The organism is Amycolatopsis viridis, assembly GCF_011758765.1.
GTDB classification, from domain to species: domain Bacteria; phylum Actinomycetota; class Actinomycetes; order Mycobacteriales; family Pseudonocardiaceae; genus Amycolatopsis_E; species Amycolatopsis_E viridis.
Genome location: NZ_JAANOU010000001.1, coordinates 98,773 through 116,742, shown reverse-complemented (window position 1 = coordinate 116,742; position 17,970 = coordinate 98,773). Strand labels below are relative to the sequence as shown.

Annotated in this window: 16 protein-coding genes and 1 pseudogene; 9 read left to right on the top strand and 8 right to left on the bottom strand. The window is 71.5% G+C overall.

Annotation, left to right across the window (positions count from 1 at the left end):
• Positions 1-24 precede the first annotated feature (24 nt).
• From FHX46_RS00575 to FHX46_RS00565, 3 genes are read left to right on the top strand one after another with little or no spacing between them, the layout of a single operon-like run.
• Positions 25-345 carry a WXG100 family type VII secretion target gene (locus FHX46_RS00575; RefSeq protein WP_167109706.1) on the top strand — a complete coding sequence of 107 codons (321 nt, stop codon included), beginning with the start codon at positions 25-27 and terminating at the stop codon, positions 343-345.
• Positions 345-3,443, top strand: coding sequence for a WXG100-like domain-containing protein (locus FHX46_RS00570; protein WP_167109705.1), 3,099 nt, complete (start codon positions 345-347; stop codon positions 3,441-3,443). Before FHX46_RS00575 ends, FHX46_RS00570 begins: the two co-directional genes overlap by 1 nt.
• The gene (locus FHX46_RS00565) at positions 3,440-4,780 is read left to right on the top strand and encodes an ADP-ribosylglycohydrolase family protein (protein WP_167109704.1); all 1,341 of its coding nucleotides are present in this window, start codon (positions 3,440-3,442) and stop codon (positions 4,778-4,780) included. Before FHX46_RS00570 ends, FHX46_RS00565 begins: the two co-directional genes overlap by 4 nt.
• Here the strand turns inward: FHX46_RS00565 and FHX46_RS00560 are convergent.
• On the bottom strand, positions 4,765-6,081 hold the full coding sequence (locus FHX46_RS00560) for a D-arabinono-1,4-lactone oxidase (RefSeq protein WP_167109703.1): 1,317 nt from the start codon (positions 6,079-6,081) through the stop codon (positions 4,765-4,767). The two genes, FHX46_RS00565 and FHX46_RS00560, sit on opposite strands and share 16 nt — an antisense overlap.
• 85 nt (positions 6,082-6,166) lie before the next feature.
• Between FHX46_RS00560 and FHX46_RS00555 the strand changes: the two genes are divergently transcribed.
• On the top strand, positions 6,167-7,348 hold the full coding sequence (locus FHX46_RS00555; protein WP_167109702.1) for an alanine racemase: 1,182 nt from the start codon (positions 6,167-6,169) through the stop codon (positions 7,346-7,348).
• A gap of 71 nt (positions 7,349-7,419) precedes the next feature.
• On the opposite strand, the gene FHX46_RS00550 is transcribed toward FHX46_RS00555, so the two are convergent.
• Entirely contained in the window at positions 7,420-8,043 is a 624-nt protein-coding gene (locus FHX46_RS00550) for a TetR/AcrR family transcriptional regulator (RefSeq protein WP_167109701.1), read from the bottom strand.
• A gap of 94 nt (positions 8,044-8,137) precedes the next feature.
• Here FHX46_RS00550 and FHX46_RS00545 point away from each other — a divergent pair.
• Both FHX46_RS00545 and FHX46_RS00540 read left to right on the top strand, forming a co-directional pair.
• Positions 8,138-9,157, top strand: a pseudogene (locus FHX46_RS00545) (family 1 glycosylhydrolase); the annotation flags it as partial.
• Positions 9,154-10,401, top strand: coding sequence for an MFS transporter (locus FHX46_RS00540; protein WP_167109700.1), 1,248 nt, complete (start codon positions 9,154-9,156; stop codon positions 10,399-10,401). The pseudogene FHX46_RS00545 and the gene FHX46_RS00540, both read left to right, overlap by 4 nt.
• 228 nt (positions 10,402-10,629) lie before the next feature.
• On the opposite strand, the gene FHX46_RS00535 is transcribed toward FHX46_RS00540, so the two are convergent.
• Together FHX46_RS00535 and FHX46_RS00530 are read right to left on the bottom strand one after the other, a co-directional pair.
• Positions 10,630-11,028, bottom strand: a complete 399-nt coding sequence (locus tag FHX46_RS00535; RefSeq protein ID WP_167109699.1) for a hypothetical protein — start codon at positions 11,026-11,028, stop codon at positions 10,630-10,632.
• Between the two features lie 13 nt (positions 11,029-11,041).
• On the bottom strand, positions 11,042-11,362 hold the full coding sequence (locus FHX46_RS00530; RefSeq protein ID WP_167109698.1) for a hypothetical protein: 321 nt from the start codon (positions 11,360-11,362) through the stop codon (positions 11,042-11,044).
• Positions 11,363-11,651: 289 nt separating this feature from the next.
• Between FHX46_RS00530 and FHX46_RS00525 the strand changes: the two genes are divergently transcribed.
• Positions 11,652-13,034, top strand: a complete 1,383-nt coding sequence (locus FHX46_RS00525; RefSeq protein ID WP_167109697.1) for a helix-turn-helix domain-containing protein — start codon at positions 11,652-11,654, stop codon at positions 13,032-13,034.
• A gap of 53 nt (positions 13,035-13,087) precedes the next feature.
• Positions 13,088-13,999, top strand: a complete 912-nt coding sequence (locus tag FHX46_RS00520; RefSeq protein WP_167109696.1) for a phosphotransferase enzyme family protein — start codon at positions 13,088-13,090, stop codon at positions 13,997-13,999.
• A 157-nt stretch (positions 14,000-14,156) separates the two neighbouring features.
• Here the strand turns inward: FHX46_RS00520 and FHX46_RS00515 are convergent, their stop codons facing one another.
• The 4 genes from FHX46_RS00515 to FHX46_RS00500 all read right to left on the bottom strand — a co-directional run bounded on the left by FHX46_RS00515 (position 14,157) and on the right by FHX46_RS00500 (position 17,067).
• Positions 14,157-15,179 (bottom strand): copper resistance D family protein, encoded by a 1,023-nt coding sequence (locus FHX46_RS00515; protein WP_167109695.1) that lies wholly within the window; start codon positions 15,177-15,179, stop codon positions 14,157-14,159.
• A gap of 73 nt (positions 15,180-15,252) precedes the next feature.
• On the bottom strand, positions 15,253-15,783 hold the full coding sequence (locus FHX46_RS00510; protein ID WP_167109694.1) for a copper resistance CopC family protein: 531 nt from the start codon (positions 15,781-15,783) through the stop codon (positions 15,253-15,255).
• Entirely contained in the window at positions 15,783-16,511 is a 729-nt protein-coding gene (locus FHX46_RS00505) for a YcnI family copper-binding membrane protein (RefSeq protein WP_167109693.1), read from the bottom strand. Before FHX46_RS00505 ends, FHX46_RS00510 begins: the two co-directional genes overlap by 1 nt.
• A 40-nt stretch (positions 16,512-16,551) precedes the next feature.
• Positions 16,552-17,067: a hypothetical protein gene (locus tag FHX46_RS00500; RefSeq protein WP_167109692.1), complete on the bottom strand. Its 516-nt coding sequence runs from the start codon at positions 17,065-17,067 to the stop codon at positions 16,552-16,554.
• Between the two features lie 236 nt (positions 17,068-17,303).
• On the opposite strand from FHX46_RS00500, the gene FHX46_RS00495 reads away from it, so the two are divergent.
• Complete coding sequence (locus FHX46_RS00495) at positions 17,304-17,951, top strand: ABC transporter permease (RefSeq protein ID WP_167109691.1); 648 nt, start codon at positions 17,304-17,306, stop codon at positions 17,949-17,951.
• Positions 17,952-17,970 lie beyond the last annotated feature (19 nt).

Genomic DNA, 17,970 nt, shown 5'->3' with positions numbered 1-17,970 from the left:
GTGCTGTGCGGGAGGTGGTTGGCGATGTCCGAGGGTTACACGGTGGACACCGGCGCCGTGCGCGGCGTCGTGAGCAAGTTCGACGATCCCGCGGACAGGCTCGAGGATGTCGGCAAGGCGCTCGAGGCCGCGCTGGAGAGCGCCGGCGAGTGCTGGGGTGACGACGAGGCGGGAAAGGCGTTCGCCAACGACTACCTGCCGTGTGTGCCCGACACGACCAAGTTCTTCGCCGAGCTCGCCAAGGGGATCCGCAGCCTGAAGAAGAGCGTCGAAACCGCGATGGATGACTACGACAAGCACGAGGTGAAAACGCTCAAGTCCATGCCGGGCACGGAGCTGACCTAGTGGCGATCGAGATCCCGGACTGGCTCAAGCCGCTGGCCTCGATCGTGGCCGGTCAGGAGTGGCCGGAGGGCAACGAGGACCTGCTGCGTCTGCTGCGTGACGGCTGGGCCGCGGCGGCGCAGGGGTCCGCCGATGTGCAGCGCGCCTTCGTGACGTTGATGGAGCAGACGCCCAACCCGCCGGACGGGAAGGTCATGTGGACGGGCGACGGCGCCAAGGCCTTCATGGACGACGCGAGGAAGTTCGTCGAGGGCGACAAGGCCCACTTCCCGTCCCTGCAGAAGGTTTGCCAGGCGCTCAGCGACGCCTGTGGCAACGCAGCGAACGAGGTTGAGTACAGCAAGCTGATGATCATCGCGACGCTGATCATCACGGCTGCTTTCATCGCGTACGCCCTCGCGATGGCCGCGATCACCGTCGGCGGGTCGTCAGCCGCCATCCCCGTCGCGCAGGCCGGTGCTCGCGCCGCGATCCAGCAGATCTTCCGGATGCTGGTCCAGAAGCTGATGACGATGGGCGTCAAGGGCGTCGCGATGGCGGTGCTCAAGCAGATCGCCGTCAACATGGGCATCTCACTAGCCCTGGATGCCGGCATCCAGGGCTACCAGATGGCCGCGGGCAACCGCAAGGACTGGGACGACGGCAAGACGAAGGACGCGGCGATCGGTGGTGCGGTCGACGGGGTGGTCAGCGCGGCGAGCCTCGGCATCGCGAAGGGCGCCACCCGCGGCGTGTCGAGCACCGCGGGGCAGCTGCTCGACGCGTCCGTCCGCGGTGGTGTCCGCGGCGCCCTCGAAGGTGTGGCGAGCACGGTGGGGCAGGCCGCCGTCACCGGTGATCTCGACAAATTGTCCGCAAAGGACATCGCCTACGGTGCCTCCGGCGGCGTGTTCGGCGGTGCGTCGGACCTGGAGACCGGCGGTGTACAGGGCCATGTCCGTTCGCGGGTCGCCGACATGCGCACGTTGGGCGAAGACATACCGGACGGCGGCCCGCGCGTGGATGGCTCCGGTGTCCAGCACCCCACGGCGCCCGGGCCCGCCAGTCCCCGAGGTGGCGATCCGGGCGGCTCCGGTGGCCCGGGCACCGGCTCTCTCGGCGCTGCTGGCACCTTCGGTGACGGCGGCGGACCGGCCCAGCCGCCGCGCGAGCCCGCGCCCGACGACTCCGTGTCCCGGCAGTCGGCGTCGACGATCGACGACCTCGCCGCACGCACCGCGTACGCGCCGTCCGAGCCGGGCTGGGTACAAGGCCCGGCCGCGCCGGCCGCGCCGCAGTCCTTCGGGCCGGTCGGTAGCGGTGGGCCGGTGAACCCGCCAAGTCAGCCCGGCGGTTCCGCCGGCGCCCCGGCGTCCCCGGCACAGCCCAGGGCACCTTTCGACGGCGCCGAGCGGATGGGCGGTACCGCCTCCGGTGGGGCTGCGAACTCAGCCTCCCCCACACCCGGCCGTGCCCCGTCCGTGGCGGAGGGCGGTGCACCTGCCCACACCCCCGGCGGCCACGGCCGTACACCGTCCACATCGGAGGGACCGCCGGGCCGGGCCACCGGCGCGGCAGCGGATGCCGGTGCGCCGCGGAGTCACAGCGGCGCTCCGGATCCGGCGCGTGTACCGGGGCCGAACACCCCGCCGACGCATCACCCCGGCGCCTCGGCCGGAAGCACGCACACCCCGCCGCGCACGGACACGGGGCCGGTGCCGCCGCACGGAACCGCGGCACCACGGACGAGTGGCCCACCAGAAATTCGGGCCGACGGTCCGTCACCCCATCACGGCGCCCCGCCACCGCGCGCCGGCCATCGGCCCGCTCAGCCGGCGTGGACGCACGGAACGCCGGCTCCACGGCCGGACCATCCACCGACCCAGGGCCGCCCGGACGGGCCGCCGAACCGACCGCCGGAGCACGCGGCTCCGCGGTGGGGGTCGTCCGTCCCGGTCCACACCCCGCCGCCGCCGCACAGGGCGGCTCCGCCACCACCGGCTGCGCCGCACACTCCGGCCTCGCCGCACCACCCCACCTCGGTACCGCCGTCCTGGTTCCAGCCGCCACCGGCCATCCCGCCGCGCGATCCGGAGCCGCCGCACCACCCGGACGCGCCCCGGACCGCCCAGCCCGGGGACCTGCGCAGCCGGCCGGATCCGGCCAGCCACCGTCCGGCGGATCCGCCGGACGGTCCGCGGCACTACTTCCCGGACAACTCCGCGACGCCCGGTCCGGAGCCGGACACACCGGTTCCCGGCGAGCACGGCGAGGCGCGGGAACCGGATACCCCGCCCGACTACGACACCATGCCGCGGCTCGAGGACCTGTTCCCGGACGAGGGCGTCTCCTTGAACGAGGACGCCGCGCGCGACGCCTTCGGCGCGGTCTACGACCGGCAGTACGGCGATTACCGCATCGAGGTCACCGGTGTCACCGGAGGTGCCGCCCACCTCACCGTGCAGGGCGCCATCTTCGACGTGCACGGCAGGGAGGTGGGCGGGTTCCGCCGGACCTTCAGCCGGTACGGCGAGGACCGATTCGTAGTCGAGCACTCCTCGCTGAACCTGCGGCGGGCCGTACAGGGGCAGGGGCTCGCCGCGATGTTCAACCGGGACATGGAGGGCTACTACCGCCGCAACAACGTGGAGTTCATCCACCTCAAGGCGAACAGCGACGTCGGCAGCTACACCTGGGCCCGCGCGGACTACGAGTTCTCACACCACCGGGACGTCCAGCAGACGATCATGCCCCGCCTGCGCGCGGGCATCGCCGAGGCCGAGGCCGTGCTCGCGCAGATGCAGGCGGAGCACCAGCGGCTGACGGAGAGCCAGGACTTCGCCGGCCAGCGACGGGCCGGTGAGTTGGAGCGGCAGATCCGGTGGCACCAGAGCGAGCTCCGGCAGGCCCAGGAAATCCTGCGGACGCTCGGCGAAGCCGAGGACACGAACCACCCCGGCTACCCCCGCCCGCGCGAGATCGCGGACCTCTTTCGACCGCCCCACCTCGACGGCGCGCAGAGCAGGAACGTCTTCTGGATGGGCAAGATCGTGTTGATGGAGCCCGGCGCCGGCATGAGGAATCCGGTCGAATGGCACGGCAGGAAGTACCTGGGATGACGCAGGAGAGCATGGAGATCGCCGGGTGGCCCGCCGACGAGGCCCGACGCCGGGCAAGGAAGATGTCGGACTGGCACTACGAGTGGACGATGCGGCACGTGGACCGGGCCCCGTTCGGCCTGGAGCAGCGGCCGGAGGGAACCGACTACAACCTGCACCACCTCGAGGTCGATCCGCCTGCGGACGCGGAGGCCGAGTACTTGCAGCGCCAGCGGGAGATCATGCTGGCCGACCACCGCACCGGGCAGCGGCTCCGCGGGCAGCCGGGCATCGAGAGCCGTTTCCTCGGCGCCGTTTTCGCGTCTGCACTCGGGGATGCGATGGATCACCGGGTCAGCGCGGTGGGCGCCGAAGCGCTGCGACAGCACAGCGCGCGGTGGTTCACCGAGCCGGTGTTTCCCAACGGCGTCGCGATGGTCTCCGCGAACACGCAGCTCATGTTGTTCACCGCCGAGTCAATGATCGGTCCGCATGCCGCGGACCGGGCCACTCCCGGCCCGCCGCTCACGACGAACCCGGCGATGCACGTGACCCTGGGATACCGGCGCTGGGCGGTCACCCAGGGCTTCCCGCCCGACGACCTGTTCGGTCCCCTGCCGCACGAGTACCGCAACACCGGCTGGCTCGTGCGGCACCGGGACATGTTCGACCGGCGGTCCGCCGACGACACCCTCGCCACGGTGCTGATCCGGCACGCGCGCGAGGAGCAGGACATCGTGCGCTGCCTCGGACCCGGTTGCGTCGCACGCAGCGTGCCTCTTGCACTGTGGTCGGACGATCCTGCGCTCGGCTTCAAGGTCGGCGTCGACAGCGCTCGTCTCACCCATCCCCGGCCGGACGATCACCTGGCCACAGGGGCATTCGTCGTTCTGCTGCAACAGCTCCTGCGGGGACAGCCGCTGCCGGCGGCCATCGCCGCGGCTCGCCGGATGAACCAGCCCGAAGCTGCCCCGGTGATCCAAGCCATCGACGCCGCGGTCGAGCTCGCCCGCACCGTCGAGGCACCGGCGTCACCTCAGCAGCTGACCGAAACCTTCGGCGGGATCAACACCGGCGCGCAGGCGCTCGGCGCGGCGGTGTACGCGGTCGTCGTCACCGACTACGTGCGGGAAACCTTGTCCGTCGCGACGAATCACGACGGGAACACCGCCGCGACCGGCATGCTGGCCGGCGCGCTCGCCGGTGCTCGGTGGGGTATCGAGACGGTGCCGCGCGGCCTGCTCGCAGCCCTCGACCTGTACGAGGTCATCGAGGTACTGACGCGGGATCTGCTCGCGGAGTTCGGACCGCGACCGCCGCAGGATCCACTGTGGATCCGCCGCTACTGGCACGACTGAAGCGGTCCCAGCACGCGGTCCACATAGGAGTTGCGGAACACGCCGGCCGGGTCGCAGCGGTGCGCCACCTTCACGAAGTCGTCGAAGTGCGGGTACCGCTCGCGCAACGCGGAAGCGTCCAGGGTGTGCATCTTGCCCCAGTGCGGACGGCCCCCGACCGCCGCGACGATCGACTCGAAGCCGGCGAAGTACTCGCGGTAGGGCATCCCGGTGAACTGGTGGATCGCGATGTAGGCGGAGTCCCTGCCGTGGGCGGTGGACAGCCAGATGTCGTCCGCGGCGGCGACCCGCACCTCGACCGGGAACGCCACCGGGTTCTCCAGCCGCGGCACCAGAGCCCGCAACTCGCGCAGCACCTCGTGCACGGATTCCCGCGGCACCGCGTACTCCGACTCCACGAACCGCACCCCGCGGTGCGTCACGAACACGCGGTGCGAGGTGTCGGAGTATTCGCGCGCGGACAGCACCGACGACGCGAGCCGGCCGAGCGGCTGCACCAGCCGCGGCATCGCGCGCCCGATCCGGCACAACGCGCCGAACGCGACGTTCTCCATGATGTCGTAGTCGAAGAACTGCCGGGCCCGGCTCAACGGCCGCTTCGCCTCGCCCGGCGGCAGCCGGTTGTTGCGCTTGACCAGTGCGTTCTTCCCGTATGGGAACCAGTAGAACTCGAAGTGGTCGTTCTCCGCGGCGAAGGTGTCGAAGCCCTCGAGCACCTGCTCCAGCGGCTCCGGGCGTTCCTGCGCGGCGAGCGCGAACGCCGGCTCGCACTGGAGGGTCACGTGTGTGATCACCCCGAGGGCGCCCAGCCCGATCCGGGCGGCGGCGAACAGGTCGGGTTCGCGGTCGGCGGAGCAGGTGACCACCGATCCGTCGGCCAGCACCAGTTCCAGCTCGACGATCTGCGTGGCCAGCCCGCCCAGGCGCGCGCCGGTGCCGTGGGTGCCGGTCGACACCGCTCCCGCGATGGTCTGCGCGTCGATGTCGCCGAGGTTGCTCAGCGCCAGGCCGAGCGCGTCCAGTTCGGCGTTGAGCCGGCGGATCGTGGTGCCGGACCGCACGGTGACGCGATGGGTGCCGGCGTCGGCGGCGGCGATGCCGGTCCACCCGCGGAGGTCGATGGCGTCCGAGTCGGCGACCGCGATCGGCGTGAACGAGTGTCCGCTGCCCCAGGCGCGGACGCGACGGCCGTGGGCGGCCACACCGGTGACGACCTCGGCGATCTCGGCGGCGCTGCGCGGAGTGTGGACGCGCTGGGGGTCCGCGCTCGCGGTACCCGCCCAGTTCTGCCAGCGATTCATAGAGTGCTCACCCGTCCGTGTGGAGTGCCGACACCGTAGGTGAAGAGATTTCGCGTTTCAAGGGGTTCTGACGTACGGTCCTGGCATGACCGCGACCACGTACGACACGGCGACGAAGGACCTCGATCCGCCGCTCGCCGTCGTCGACCTGGCCGCGTTCGACGCCAACGCCGCCGACCTGGTCCGGCGCGCCGCGGGCGTGCCGATCCGGGTGGTCAGCAAGTCCGTGCGCTGCCGGTTCCTGATCGAACGCGCCCTCGCCACGCCCGGGTTCGCCGGCCTCATGTGCTACTCGCTGGCCGAGGCCCTCTGGCACGCCCGCCTCGGCACGAGCGACGACATCCTGGTCGCGTACCCGACGGCCGACTTCGCCGCGCTGCGCGCGCTCGCGGCCGACGACCGGGCCCGGGCGACGATCACGATCATGGTCGACTCGACCGCGCACCTGGACCTCGTGGACGCGGCAGTCGGTCACGACCACCCGGAGATCCGGGTGTGCCTGGAGCTCGACGCGTCCTGGCGGCCGCTGCCGTTCCTGCACGTCGGAACGCGGCGCTCGCCGGTGCACAGCCCGCGGCAGGCCGCGGCGCTGGCCCGGGCGATCGCGGCGCGACGGGGGTTCCGGCTGACCGGGCTGATGGCCTACGAGGGTCAGATCGCCGGGCTCGGCGACGCCGCCGGCGGCCGTCTCACCGACGTCCTGGTGCGCTGGATGCAGCGCCGGTCGTCGACCGAGCTGGCCGGCCGTCGCGCGGCGACGGTGGCCGCGGTGCGGGAGGTCGCCGACCTGGAGTTCGTCAACGGTGGCGGCACCGGCAGCATCGAGCTGACCCGGGCCGAACAGGTGGTCACGGAGGTCGCGGCCGGCTCCGGGCTCATCGGTGCCACGCTCTTCGACGGGTACTCGCGGTTCCGGCCACGGCCCGCGCTCCTGTTCGCGCTCCCGGTTGTCCACAAGCCCGCCCGCGACATCGTCACGCTCTACTCCGGCGGCTTCGTCGCGTCCGGGCCCGTCTCCGCGACCCGCCTGCCGTCGCCCTGCCTCCCGGCGGGGCTGCGGCTGCTGCCCTGGGAGGGCGCTGGTGAGGTGCAGACGCCGGTGACCGGCAAAACCGCCCGCCACCTGCGGATCGGCGACCGGGTGTGGATGCGCCACGCCAAGGCCGGTGAGCTCGCCGAGCGGTTCACGGAGTACCACGTCGTGGCGGACGGGCGGCTGGAGCGCGTTGTCCCGACCTACCGCGGCGAGCACCAGAGCTTCGGCTGACTTGTCCACATGTCCACACCCCTGTGGACAATCGCGGTGGGCGGTTGCGGTACTGCTTCGCGGCGACCGGATCATTCCCCCAGGCGCGAGGCCAGGTACCCCTTGATGAGGTGCTTGGTCTCGCCGACGATCTCCGGATCGCCGTCGGGGTCGCGGTGGAAGGCCAGCTTGAGCAGACCGTCCGCGGCCTCGATCGCGACCGTCATCGCCAGCGACAGGCGCGGTGCGTTGAGATCGATGTACTTGGCGAGGAGATCGGCCAGCGAGTCCGCGATGACCCGGTTGTTGTCCCGGCTGTCGTCGAGCAGCTGCCGGTCCACCACGTCGCCGAAGTGCACCTTGGCGAAGCCGGGCACGGTCCGGTGCATCTCGAGGTAGATGTCCAGCACCGAGTCGACCACGTCCCACCAGTGCCGCGGGTCCTCGCGGGTCAGCCGCTCGCTCACCGCGTGCACGAACCGGTCGAGGTTGCGCTGCGTCAGCGCCCGCACGACGGCCCGCTTGTCCGGGAAGAACTGGTAGAGCGAGCCGACCGCGACACCCGCGCGCTTGGCGATCAACGTGGTGGTCAACGCGTCGTAACCGACCTCGTCGATCAGCACGGCGCTGGCGTCGAGCATCTGCTCGACCCGCTTCGCGCTGCGCTGCTGGACCGGCTGCCGGCGAAGCGGCGTGGTCGCCTGGGTCTCCGACACGTTGTGCTCCTTCTGGTGCTCTGAACTGGGACTTTAGCGCTGACGACTACTTCCCCGGCGGCAGGGGACGGGCTAGTGTTTGAGAACTTTTCACGTTGCACCCGAGGGAGGGACGCCACCCGTGGAGAACCTCGCGTGCGACCACTACCACCGCCGGCCGGCGGACGTCGCGCTGCCGGCGGGCATCGCGCCGGTGGCGACCGTCTACCACTGGGACACCCCGCGGCCGATCGAGGACGCCGGTGGCCGGCTGTCCCGGGACACCGCGCACCGGTTCGCCGAGTACGCCTCGGTCCTCGGCGAGCGATTCGCTGATCGCGTGCGGATGTGGATCCCCCTCAACGAGCCGATGGTGACGACGATCTTCGGGTACGCGATCGGCGAGTGCGCGCCGGGCCGGATCTTCCTGCTCGACGCCGTTCCCACCGCGCATCACCAGCACCTCGGCCACGGCCTCGCGGTCCAGGCGTTGCGGGCCGCGGGCGCGACGGGCGTCGGCACCGCCAATCACCACTGTCCAGTGTGGTCCGCTTCAGGCACCGCAGCCGATCACGAATCCGCCCGATGGCTCGATGCGTTGCTCGACCACACGTTTTCCGATCCGCTTCTACTCGGGACTTATCCCGCGGAAATCGTGTCGCTCCTTCCCCCCGGTCATGTCGACGACTTGCCCACCATAGCGCAACCGCCCGATTTCTACGGCGTCAACTATCGAAATCCGCTACCGTTCGAGCTCCGCGAGATCGCGGGTTTCCCGCGGACCACCAACGGCTCGCCGATCGTGCCCGGTGCACTGCGCGAGCTGCTGGTCGGACTGCATGACCGCTACGGTGAGAAGCTGCCGCCGGTCCACCGGACCGAGAACGCCGCGAGCTTCGACGGGATCCACGACGCCGAGCACATCGGCTTCCTGGACGCGCACCTGCGGTCCGTCACCGCGGCCAGAACGGTGGGAGTCGAAGTCCGTGGGTATTTTGTTTGGTCGCTGCTGGACAATTTCGAATGGTCCACGGGATACGCGCCGCGATTCGGTCTTGTGCACGTGGACCACGAAACGCGGCGGCGCACCCCGAAGGACTCCTTCGGCTGGTACCGGAAGCTGGTGCGCTCATGACCGGAACTGATGTCCCCGGCGCCCTCGCCGAGCCCGTCGTACCCGTCCGGGCCGGCTGGATCGGGCTGCTCTTCGGCGCGAACACCGGCCTCTGGCTCGGTATCTACGCCCCGGTCCAGGTGCTGCTGCCCGAACAGGCCGAGCTCCTGGACGGTGCGCACAAGGAACTGGCGTTCGGCATTGTCACCGGCGTCGGCGCGGTGGTCGCGCTGCTCACCAACCCGCTGGTCGGATTGGCTTCGGACCGCACGCGCTCCCGGTTCGGCCGCCGGCACCCGTGGACGCTCGCCGCTGCGCTGTGCGGGGCGCTCGGCCTGGTCGTGCTGGCGCTGGCCGGTCACGTGGCGGTCATGGTCGCCGGCTGGTGCCTGGTCCAGGCCGGGCTCGGCGGCATGCTCGCCACGCTCACCGCGGCGGTGCCCGATCGGGTGCCGGTCGGGCAGCGCGCGCGGATCGGCGGGCTGGTGGGCATCAGCCAGATGCTGGGCACGGTGCTCGGTGCCGTGCTGGTGACGGTCGTGGTCACCAGCTTGCCGGGTGGCTACCTGGCGTGCGCGGCGGTGGTGGTCGTCGGTGCCCTCGCGTTCGTCCTGCGCACGGCGGACCACACCGCCGTCACATCCGCACGGCCGGCGGCCGGCCGGCGGGCGGTGACGGCCGGGCTGTGGGTGTCACCGCGGCGGCACCCGGACTTCGCGTGGGCCTGGGGCTGCCACTTCCTGATCAACCTCGGCAACGCGCTCGGCACGTTCTTCCTGCTGTTCTTCCTCGCCGACGCGGTGCACTACGCCGACCCGGGCACCGGGCTGCTGATCATGATGGGTCTCTACGGCGTTGCGCTGGTGATCGGCGGGCTCGTGGTGGGGGTCCTGTCCGACCGCACCGGCCGCCGCAAGCCGTTCGTGCTGGGCGCGGCCGTAGTCATGGCCGCGGCGGCGATCGTACTGGTGCTGTGGCAGACCTGGCCGGCGGCGCTCGCCGCCTCCCCGCTGCTCGGCATCGGGTTCGGCGCCTACTGGGCGGTCGCGCTGGCGATCCTCACCGAGGTGCTGCCCGCCGCGCAGGACCGCGCGAAGGACCTGGGCGTGGTCAACGTCGCGAACGCGCTGCCGCAGGTGATCGCGCCGCTCGCGGCGACCGTCATCCTCGCCGGGCTGGGAGGTTACCCGGGCCTGTTCGCCGCGTCCGCGGTCGCGACGCTGGCGGCCGGCGCGTTCATCCTGGGCGTGCAGTCCGTGCGGTGAACAGGTCTGCGGTGAACAGGACTGAGGGCCTCTCCGATGTGGAAAGGCCCTCAGCTCTGTGGGCCCGCGGGCCGGTGCCGGTCGGGGGAGGGGAGTGCAACGGCACCGGTCCGCGGAGTCTGGGCGGTGGTCAGGGTGCGCGACCCGGACCATGATCGACAACATAGCGGCCACCAGGGGGTTCCACCAGGGGTTGCGACCGGATTTTTCGGATTAATCGCCGAGTGGTCAGTGGCTCGCGACCTGCGGCATCAGCGCGTGGCGACCCGTCGGCTCGGCGGGGGTTGTGCCGCGCGTCTGCGACGGAACGCCCGTCCTGCGGCGCCACGGCCGGTGCAGGTCCTGCTGCGGGGCCAGGCCGCCGGCGACGAGGTGCTCGTGCGCGACCTGCCACACCGAGCACGGCGCCTTGCAGCGGTGCCAGCGGGTGGAGCAGGTGGGGCAGTCGCCCCGCTCGTCGGGCTCGTGGGCGCTCAGCATCGCGCGCCAGCCCTCGGTCAGCCGCGGCAGTTCCGACCGGGCCACCGAGACCAGGGACTGCGCGTCCGCCCTGGTGGCGAGATCGGCGAGCATGTCGAGGCGCTCCCAGACCGCGTTGCGGAGGACCTGCCCAAGGATCTGATCCACGGAACTCTCACCCTCACCTTTCCGCCAGTTTGGCGGCTTCGGTCAACGCCGCCTGCAGCTGGCCGAGCTGGCCCGCGGTGAGGCGGGCCGTTTCACCGGGCGGTCCGACGAGGACCACCTGGCCGTCCTGGACGAGCACGGTGAGGCAGCGGTCGCGGTTGATCAGGTCCCCGCACTGCACCCGCCACACCAGCTGGCCACCCTCGTAGCGGCGCAGCTGGGCGGCACGCGGGTCCGCGGCGGGCATCGCCGGCCGCGTCGCGGCGCCGGCCGGGGCGAAGGACCGCCGGTGGATCTGGGCGCGTGGGGCCGAGATCGAGTTCATGAACTCCACCGCGTGTCTCCGCTCTCTCGATCGGGCTTGCTGTCCGTGTTCGTCGTAGCTCTGCGTGATCGCTGCCTGTGTTCACTCGGTCACGCGGAACTCCGAGAACAAGATTGCGATGAACCGCAGCGGAAGAGAAGTCGAACCGCGGTCACAGCGGCGACCGGTGCGGGCGGGCCGGTGAACGGTCGCCGGAGTTCACCCCGACCGATCAGGGGTGCCGCAACGACGTTTCCCACGGTTCAATGTGTGTGCCTACGCTGCGAATCGACGCCCGACAGGACGGTGAGGGGGCGCAATGAACGCCGGTGACAACACTGATATCCGCCAGGGACATCCGATCGGTCCGGATGCCTGGGAGAAGCGGGAGATGCGGGAGGCCCTGGCCGCCCGGGACATCAGTGCCGTGTACCGGAACCTGCGCAAGGAGGGCATCTCCCAGCGCCAGATCGCCGCGCTCACCGGTCAATCCCAGTCGGAGGTCTCGGAGATCCTCAAGGGCCGCCAGGTGATGGCCTACGACGTGCTCGCGCGGATCGCCGACGGCCTGGGCGTCCCCCGTGGATACATGGGCCTCGCCTACGACGAGGCCACCGAGATTCAGGTCGTCGGCGCCGCCGACGAGCAGCAGGCTGAGGAGGACGAGTCCGTGAAGCGGCGGAACTTCCTCGCGCACGCCGCCCAGGTCACGATGGGGGCGGCCATCCTGGGATCGTCGCCCAAGGCATGGGCGGCGAGCCCCGCGAGGACGCCGGCACCCGGCCACATCGGGATGACCGATGTGCGCCAGGTCGAGGCCGCGACCAGGGCGCTGCGTGCGCTCGATTACCAGTACGGCGGCGGGTTCTGCCGCGACGCCGTGGTGGCGCAGCTGTCCTGGGGACAGCAAATGCTCGACTCCTCGGCCGCCACGCCGGTCCGGTCGCGCCTGTTCGTGGCGCTGGCCGACCTGCACAGCCTGGCCGGCTGGACGTCGTTCGACAGTGGACTGGTCGACTCCGCGCGGGGGCACTTCGCCAACGCGCTCGAGCTGGCCAAACAGGGCAACAACGACCACCTGGTGGCGAACATCCTGTACCGGATGGGCCGCGTCTACCTGCACCAGGACGCGCCCAACGACGCGCTCAAGCTGTTCCAGCTGGGCCAGATCGCGGCGCAGGAGTCCGGCTCCGAGCTGGCGATCTCCGTGCTGGCGGCGAACCAGGCCTGGGCCTACGCGATGATGGGCAACGAGGACCAGTCGCTGAAGCTGCTCGGCCTGGCCAAGGACGAGTTCGCCCGCGCGAACGTGGCCGAGGCCGAGGACTGGGTCCGGTTCTTCAACGAGACCGACGTGTACGCGATGATCGGCACCGTCCACACGGTACTGGCGCGCGGTGTCGACACGAAGCACACGCAGTACGCGATCCCGGCGCTGAGCAGGGCGATCGAGGCGTACGGCGAGGACATGCAGCGCAGCAAGGTGTTCAACCAGGCCGCGCTGGCCACCAACCACCTCCTCGAGGGCGACATCGACCACGGCGCGCGGATCGGCCGCCTGGCACTGGAGTCCGCGGAGGGCATCAAGTCGGCCCGCGTGAAGGACCGCATGGTCCCGATGAAGGAGGAGGCGGCCAAGCGCCGCAACAACCCCGACGCCCGCGACCTCGACGAGCGCATCAGCTCGTTCTTCGCGGCGTAGCGCCGTGTCCGGGTGGCTGGTGGCGTCGCCGCGCCGGAACGCGGGATAGGACGATGACCACCTTCGCGGGCGGCGAGCGGGACGGCCGGTTCACGAAGGACAAGCTGGCCGTCGCGCTGGCCGAGGCGTGTGCGCTGCTCGGTCTGGACCACCGCGGCGCAACGCTGCTGCGGTTCACCAACAACGCCGTCTACGAGCTGGCCGGTGCGCCGGTGGTGATGCGGATCGTCGGGTCGCGGGCGCTGCGGCACCGCGTCGCCAAGGTCGTCCGGGTCGCCCGGCACTTCGCGGCGCACGACGTGCCGGCCATCCGGTTGCTGCCCGGCGCGGACCAGCCGATCCACGTGGGCGAGCACGTCGTCACCGCCTGGGTCCGGGTGCCGCCGGGCCGGCGCCGCGCAACCGCGGCCGACCTGGGCAGACTGCTGCGCCGGGTGCACGCCCTGCCCGCGCCCGAGGGCGTCGGCGAGTGGGCACCGCTGGCGGATGTGCGGGCCCGCGTGGCCGACGCCGAGGAGCTCGACCCGGACGACCGGCGGTTCCTGCTGCGGCGCTGCGCCGAGGTCGAGGCGGCCCTGGATGAGCTGGAGTTCCCGCTGCGGCGCAGCCTGATCCACGGCGACGCGCACCCGGGCAACGTCATCGTCGGCCCGGACGGCCCGGTGCTGTGCGACTTCGACTCCTCCTGCGTCGGGCCGCCGGAGTGGGACCTGACGCCGCTGGCCGTGGGCCGGGAGCGGTTCGGGGATCCGGCGGGCCGGTACCGCATGCTCGCCGACGTCTACGGCTTCGACGTCACCCGCTGGGATGGGTTCGCCGTGCTCCGGGCCGCCCGTGAGCTCAAGCTGGTCACCAGCGTGCTGCCCATCCTGCGCAGCCACTCGCAGGTGCGCGGCGAGCTCCGGCGGCGGCTGGGCGACCTGCGCGCGGGCCGCGCCGAGAGCGGCTGGGCCCGCTACCGGTAGTCCACATGGTGGGAAATGGGCGGGCACTTACCGACGCGTAGGGACCGTTCGTCGTCTGCGCCGAGAGGTGTGCCGCGGAGGGGAGTTCGGTCCCACCGATCACCCCCCGGGCCGGTTCCGTCCGGCGGCCCGCGGTGCAACTTGCAGCTACTGACCGTCAGCTGACCGGGGCGCGGGTCAGGACCACGGCGAATCCGAACGCCAGGCCCATGACCGTCAGCTCGAGCGTGGCCCAGGTCGCCAGCGCGGTTCGCTCGTGGCGGGCGATGCGCGGCATCAGCTTCCACCGGACCACACCACCGAGCGCCCCGATGCCGGCCGCACACAGCACCTTGAGCAGGACCAGCCGGCCGTACGGTGTGGTGAACAGCGCGGTGACCAGGTTCATCGTCGGGTTGAGCAGGATCTCCACCAGCCCGTTGAACAGCCCGGTCACCACGGTCAGGGCCAGGCACACGGTGGCCAGCTTGGAGAACCGGGGCAGCGCGTGCGCGAGCAGCGTCCGGTTGGTGGCGAGCAGCACGACCATGGCGCCGAGGCCGCCGGTCCACGCCACGGCGGCCATGACGTGCAGCTCCATCGAGATCATCGTGTAGTCGTGGTAGTTCCAGTTCGCCGCGTGCCCGGTGACCGGCAGCGGCAGCAGGGCGAACAGGCCGAGCCCGACGCGCACCTCGGCCGGGACCTTCTCCCCGTGCCGCAGGGTCAGCACGCCCAGCCCGACCTGGACCAGCGCGAGCGCGGCGACGACGAGCAGCGCCTTGCCCGCACCGACCGCCACGACGTACGCGCCGATGTCGGCGAAACTCACCGTCGCCACCTGCGGCCGGTACTCGGCGGTCTGCAGGACGAGCGCGACCAGCGCGGTCGCCGCCCAGACCAGCGACGCGGCCAGCGCGACCGGCCGGGCGCGCCGCAGGATCGGCTCGGTGAGCTTCGGCCGGTCGTACCCGACCAGCACGGACAGCAGGGCCAGGCCGATCGTCGTCACCGCGGCCAGGTCGAGCAGCACGCGGACGATCGGGATGGTGACCGAGACCACCTCGCTGACGTCCGCCACGCCCGGTACTGGAGCGGTGGTGGTCAGCGCGACGCCGATCAGCACACCGGCCAGCGCCGCGGTGACGACCGCGGCCATCGCCTGCAGGCGGACGCGCGAGGTGGTCCCGGGGTGGGTCATGCCGCGAGGCCTCCCCACTGTGCTCCGTGGGCCGTGGCCGGCCCTGCGATGCTCGTGTGTCGTTGCCGCGGGGTCACGCCTTGTCCCTGCCCGTCCGCAGCGCCAGCGTCAGCCCGATGGCCAGCAGGACCACCGCGCCGAGGATCCACACCCACACCGGCACGCCGCCGCCGGAGGCCGCGGGTTGCGCCGTGCCCCTTCCGGTCGCGGCGCTCGCCGACGCCGGGGTGCCGGTGCCGGCCTTGCTGAGGGTGAACGCGACATCACCGAGCACCGGGTGCCCGTCGGCGGACAGGATCCGGTAGCCGATGGTGTACCGCCCGGCCGGGCCGAGCGGCCGGACCGCGGCCGTGACGACGTTGCTGCTGATCTGCACCTCGCCCTCGGCCCACTGCGACCCGTCCGGGCCGACGACCGAGACCTGGTTGACGTCGCCGCCCTGCACCGGGCTGTCGAAGGTCAGCGTGACCTTCGACGGCCCGGTTTCGAGCACGGCGTCCTTGGCGGGGTCGGACGAGACGAGCACGTTGTGCGCCAGCGCCGGGGTGGCGGTGACGACCAGTGCGACCAGCGCCGTGGCGACCGTGACGAGCAGGCGGCGCATTACTTCGACGCCTTCCGTCCCCGCAGGACCGCGCCGGCGCCGACACCGAGGCCGAGCGCGCCGACGACCAGCCCGGCGCCGCCCAGCCAGCGGGCCGTGTCGTCGCTGGCGGGGGCCGCCGCCTCGGTCGCGGCGGCGGTGGTGGTCGCGTGGTGCGAGTGGCCGTCTCCGGACGCGGCGGCCAGCTCCACGGACGGGGCGGGGTGCTCCGGCTCCGGCGCACCGTCGGCGGCCACCTGGTCCCAGCTCACGACGGCACCGTTGTCGTAGGTCTGGATCGCGGGGAGCACCAGTTCGTCGACCGCGGGCAGCGCGCCGGCGGTGATGGCGAAGTCCTGGTACTGCGACTCACCCGGACCGATCTTCGTGCCGGGCTGGGCGGTGAAGACGATCTTCGTGACCGCCTCGGTGACGTCCAGGTTCTTGCCGTTCTTGACGGGCGCGGGCAGCGGGGTCTTGGTGACCTCCGCCGTCCAGCCCGGGATCGGCTGGTACCGCACCGAGCTGATCGCGTACTCCGGCTTGAAGTCGAGCTCCAGCTTGACGGTGCCGGCGTTCTCCTCTTCGTTCGGCACGCGGATGGTGATCGCCCCGTACCCGCCCTGCTGCGGCTGCGAGCCGAGGACGTTCGCGGTGACGTGCGCGGACGCCACGCCCGCACCGAGGACGCCGACGAGACCGATGGTCCCGGTCAGGACGAGGCCGCGGCGGATGACAGCGTTGTTCATGATGTGATTGCTCCTGGGAAAAAGACCTGGAAAGTACAGGTCAGCGGGTTCCGCTGAGGTGAAAGAGGGGTCGCGTGCCGGGCACCGGCGGCCCTCGTCTCGCGTGCATGCGGCACAGCAGCACCGACATCTGCGCCGGCCCGGGCGCCGGAGCGGGCGCGCCGGGCGGCAGCGGAGGTGGGGGGAGCGGTCCGAAGAGGACCGGCAGGAGCAGGGACAACCGCTCGGCGACGACCCGCAGCAGCGATTCGGCGTGCGCCAGCAGCAACCCGGTCACCAGGGTGGCCGCCGCGTGCGCGGCGAACATCGCGATCGGGAGCGAGCCCGGGTGCGGCATCAGCGAGTCGAGCACGACGTGCATCAGCAGCTGGGCCGAGCCGAGCACGGTGAGCACGCCGAGCGGCCCGCGGGTGCGCTCGGCGAGCGCGCCCCCGGTCCAGCCGACGAGCAGGACGAGCAGCAGCGTCAGCGCGGTGTCCGGCAGGCCGCCGTGGGCGAGCGCGTGCGCGCTGACCGCCAGGCCACCCGAAGTGACGGCGAGCAAGACTCCGCGCACGGTGCGTGACGCACCGTGCCGACGAGGTCGTTTGCTCACCCGCCCAGGGTAGGAGACCGGGGTGATCATGGCGACGGCGTCCCGTGTGGTGAACGCCGCGTTCCGGTCTGACCGGTGGAAATCGGTAGTGATCCGGTGTCGGTGGTTGTGACTTTCACGTTTTTCGGTAACGGTGTACTGGTTGCCGAGACGTAGCCCGAACGGGTGACGGAGATCGGGAGGAGGCGGCCGCACGGATGAACTGGTTCGACTACGTGGCCGACAGGTGGAGCAGGCTCGGGCTGCAGGCCTGGCTCCACGTGAGCGCCGTGGTGCAGTGCACCGTGATCGCCGCCGTCATCGGCGTGCTGATCGGCGTCGCCGTCTACCGCAGCCCCATCGGATCGGCCCTGGCCACCGCGCTGGCCAGCACTGTCCTCACGATTCCCTCGTTCGCGCTGATCGGGCTGCTGATCCCGATCGTCGGTCTCGGCGTCGCGCCCAGCGTGATCCCGCTCGTGCTCTACGCGCTGCTGCCGATCGTGCGGAACACGATCGTGGGGCTGAGCGGGGTCGACCCGGCGATCACCGACGCGGCCAAGGGCATCGGGATGAGCCGGTTCGGCGTCCTGACCCGCGTCGAGCTGCGCCTGGCCTGGCCCGCGATCCTCGCCGGCATGCGGGTGGCGACCCAGATGCTGATGGGCATCGCGGTGATCGCCGCCTACGCCAAGGGCCCCGGTTTGGGATCCGAGGTGTTCGCCGGCCTCACCAGGGCGGGCAGCACCAACTCCGTGAACCAGGCCCTCACCGGCACGATCGGGGTGGTCGTCCTCGCGCTGGTCCTCGACGGCATCTACGTCCTCATCGCCCGCTTCACCGTCCCGAGGGGTGTCCGTGTCTGAAACCATCGAATCGCCCGCC

Coding starts and splice junctions, on each gene's coding strand:
- FHX46_RS00510 (WP_167109694.1), bottom strand. CDS start 15,783: ATGCGCCGCCTGCTCGTCACGGTCGCCACGGCGCTGGTCGCACTGGTC.
- FHX46_RS00495 (WP_167109691.1), top strand. CDS start 17,304: ATGAACTGGTTCGACTACGTGGCCGACAGGTGGAGCAGGCTCGGGCTG.
- FHX46_RS00555 (WP_167109702.1), top strand. CDS start 6,167: ATGACCGCGACCACGTACGACACGGCGACGAAGGACCTCGATCCGCCG.
- FHX46_RS00525 (WP_167109697.1), top strand. CDS start 11,652: ATGAACGCCGGTGACAACACTGATATCCGCCAGGGACATCCGATCGGT.
- FHX46_RS00520 (WP_167109696.1), top strand. CDS start 13,088: ATGACCACCTTCGCGGGCGGCGAGCGGGACGGCCGGTTCACGAAGGAC.
- FHX46_RS00515 (WP_167109695.1), bottom strand. CDS start 15,179: ATGACCCACCCCGGGACCACCTCGCGCGTCCGCCTGCAGGCGATGGCC.
- FHX46_RS00560 (WP_167109703.1), bottom strand. CDS start 6,081: ATGAATCGCTGGCAGAACTGGGCGGGTACCGCGAGCGCGGACCCCCAG.
- FHX46_RS00540 (WP_167109700.1), top strand. CDS start 9,154: ATGACCGGAACTGATGTCCCCGGCGCCCTCGCCGAGCCCGTCGTACCC.
- FHX46_RS00575 (WP_167109706.1), top strand. CDS start 25: ATGTCCGAGGGTTACACGGTGGACACCGGCGCCGTGCGCGGCGTCGTG.
- FHX46_RS00505 (WP_167109693.1), bottom strand. CDS start 16,511: ATGAACAACGCTGTCATCCGCCGCGGCCTCGTCCTGACCGGGACCATC.
- FHX46_RS00565 (WP_167109704.1), top strand. CDS start 3,440: ATGACGCAGGAGAGCATGGAGATCGCCGGGTGGCCCGCCGACGAGGCC.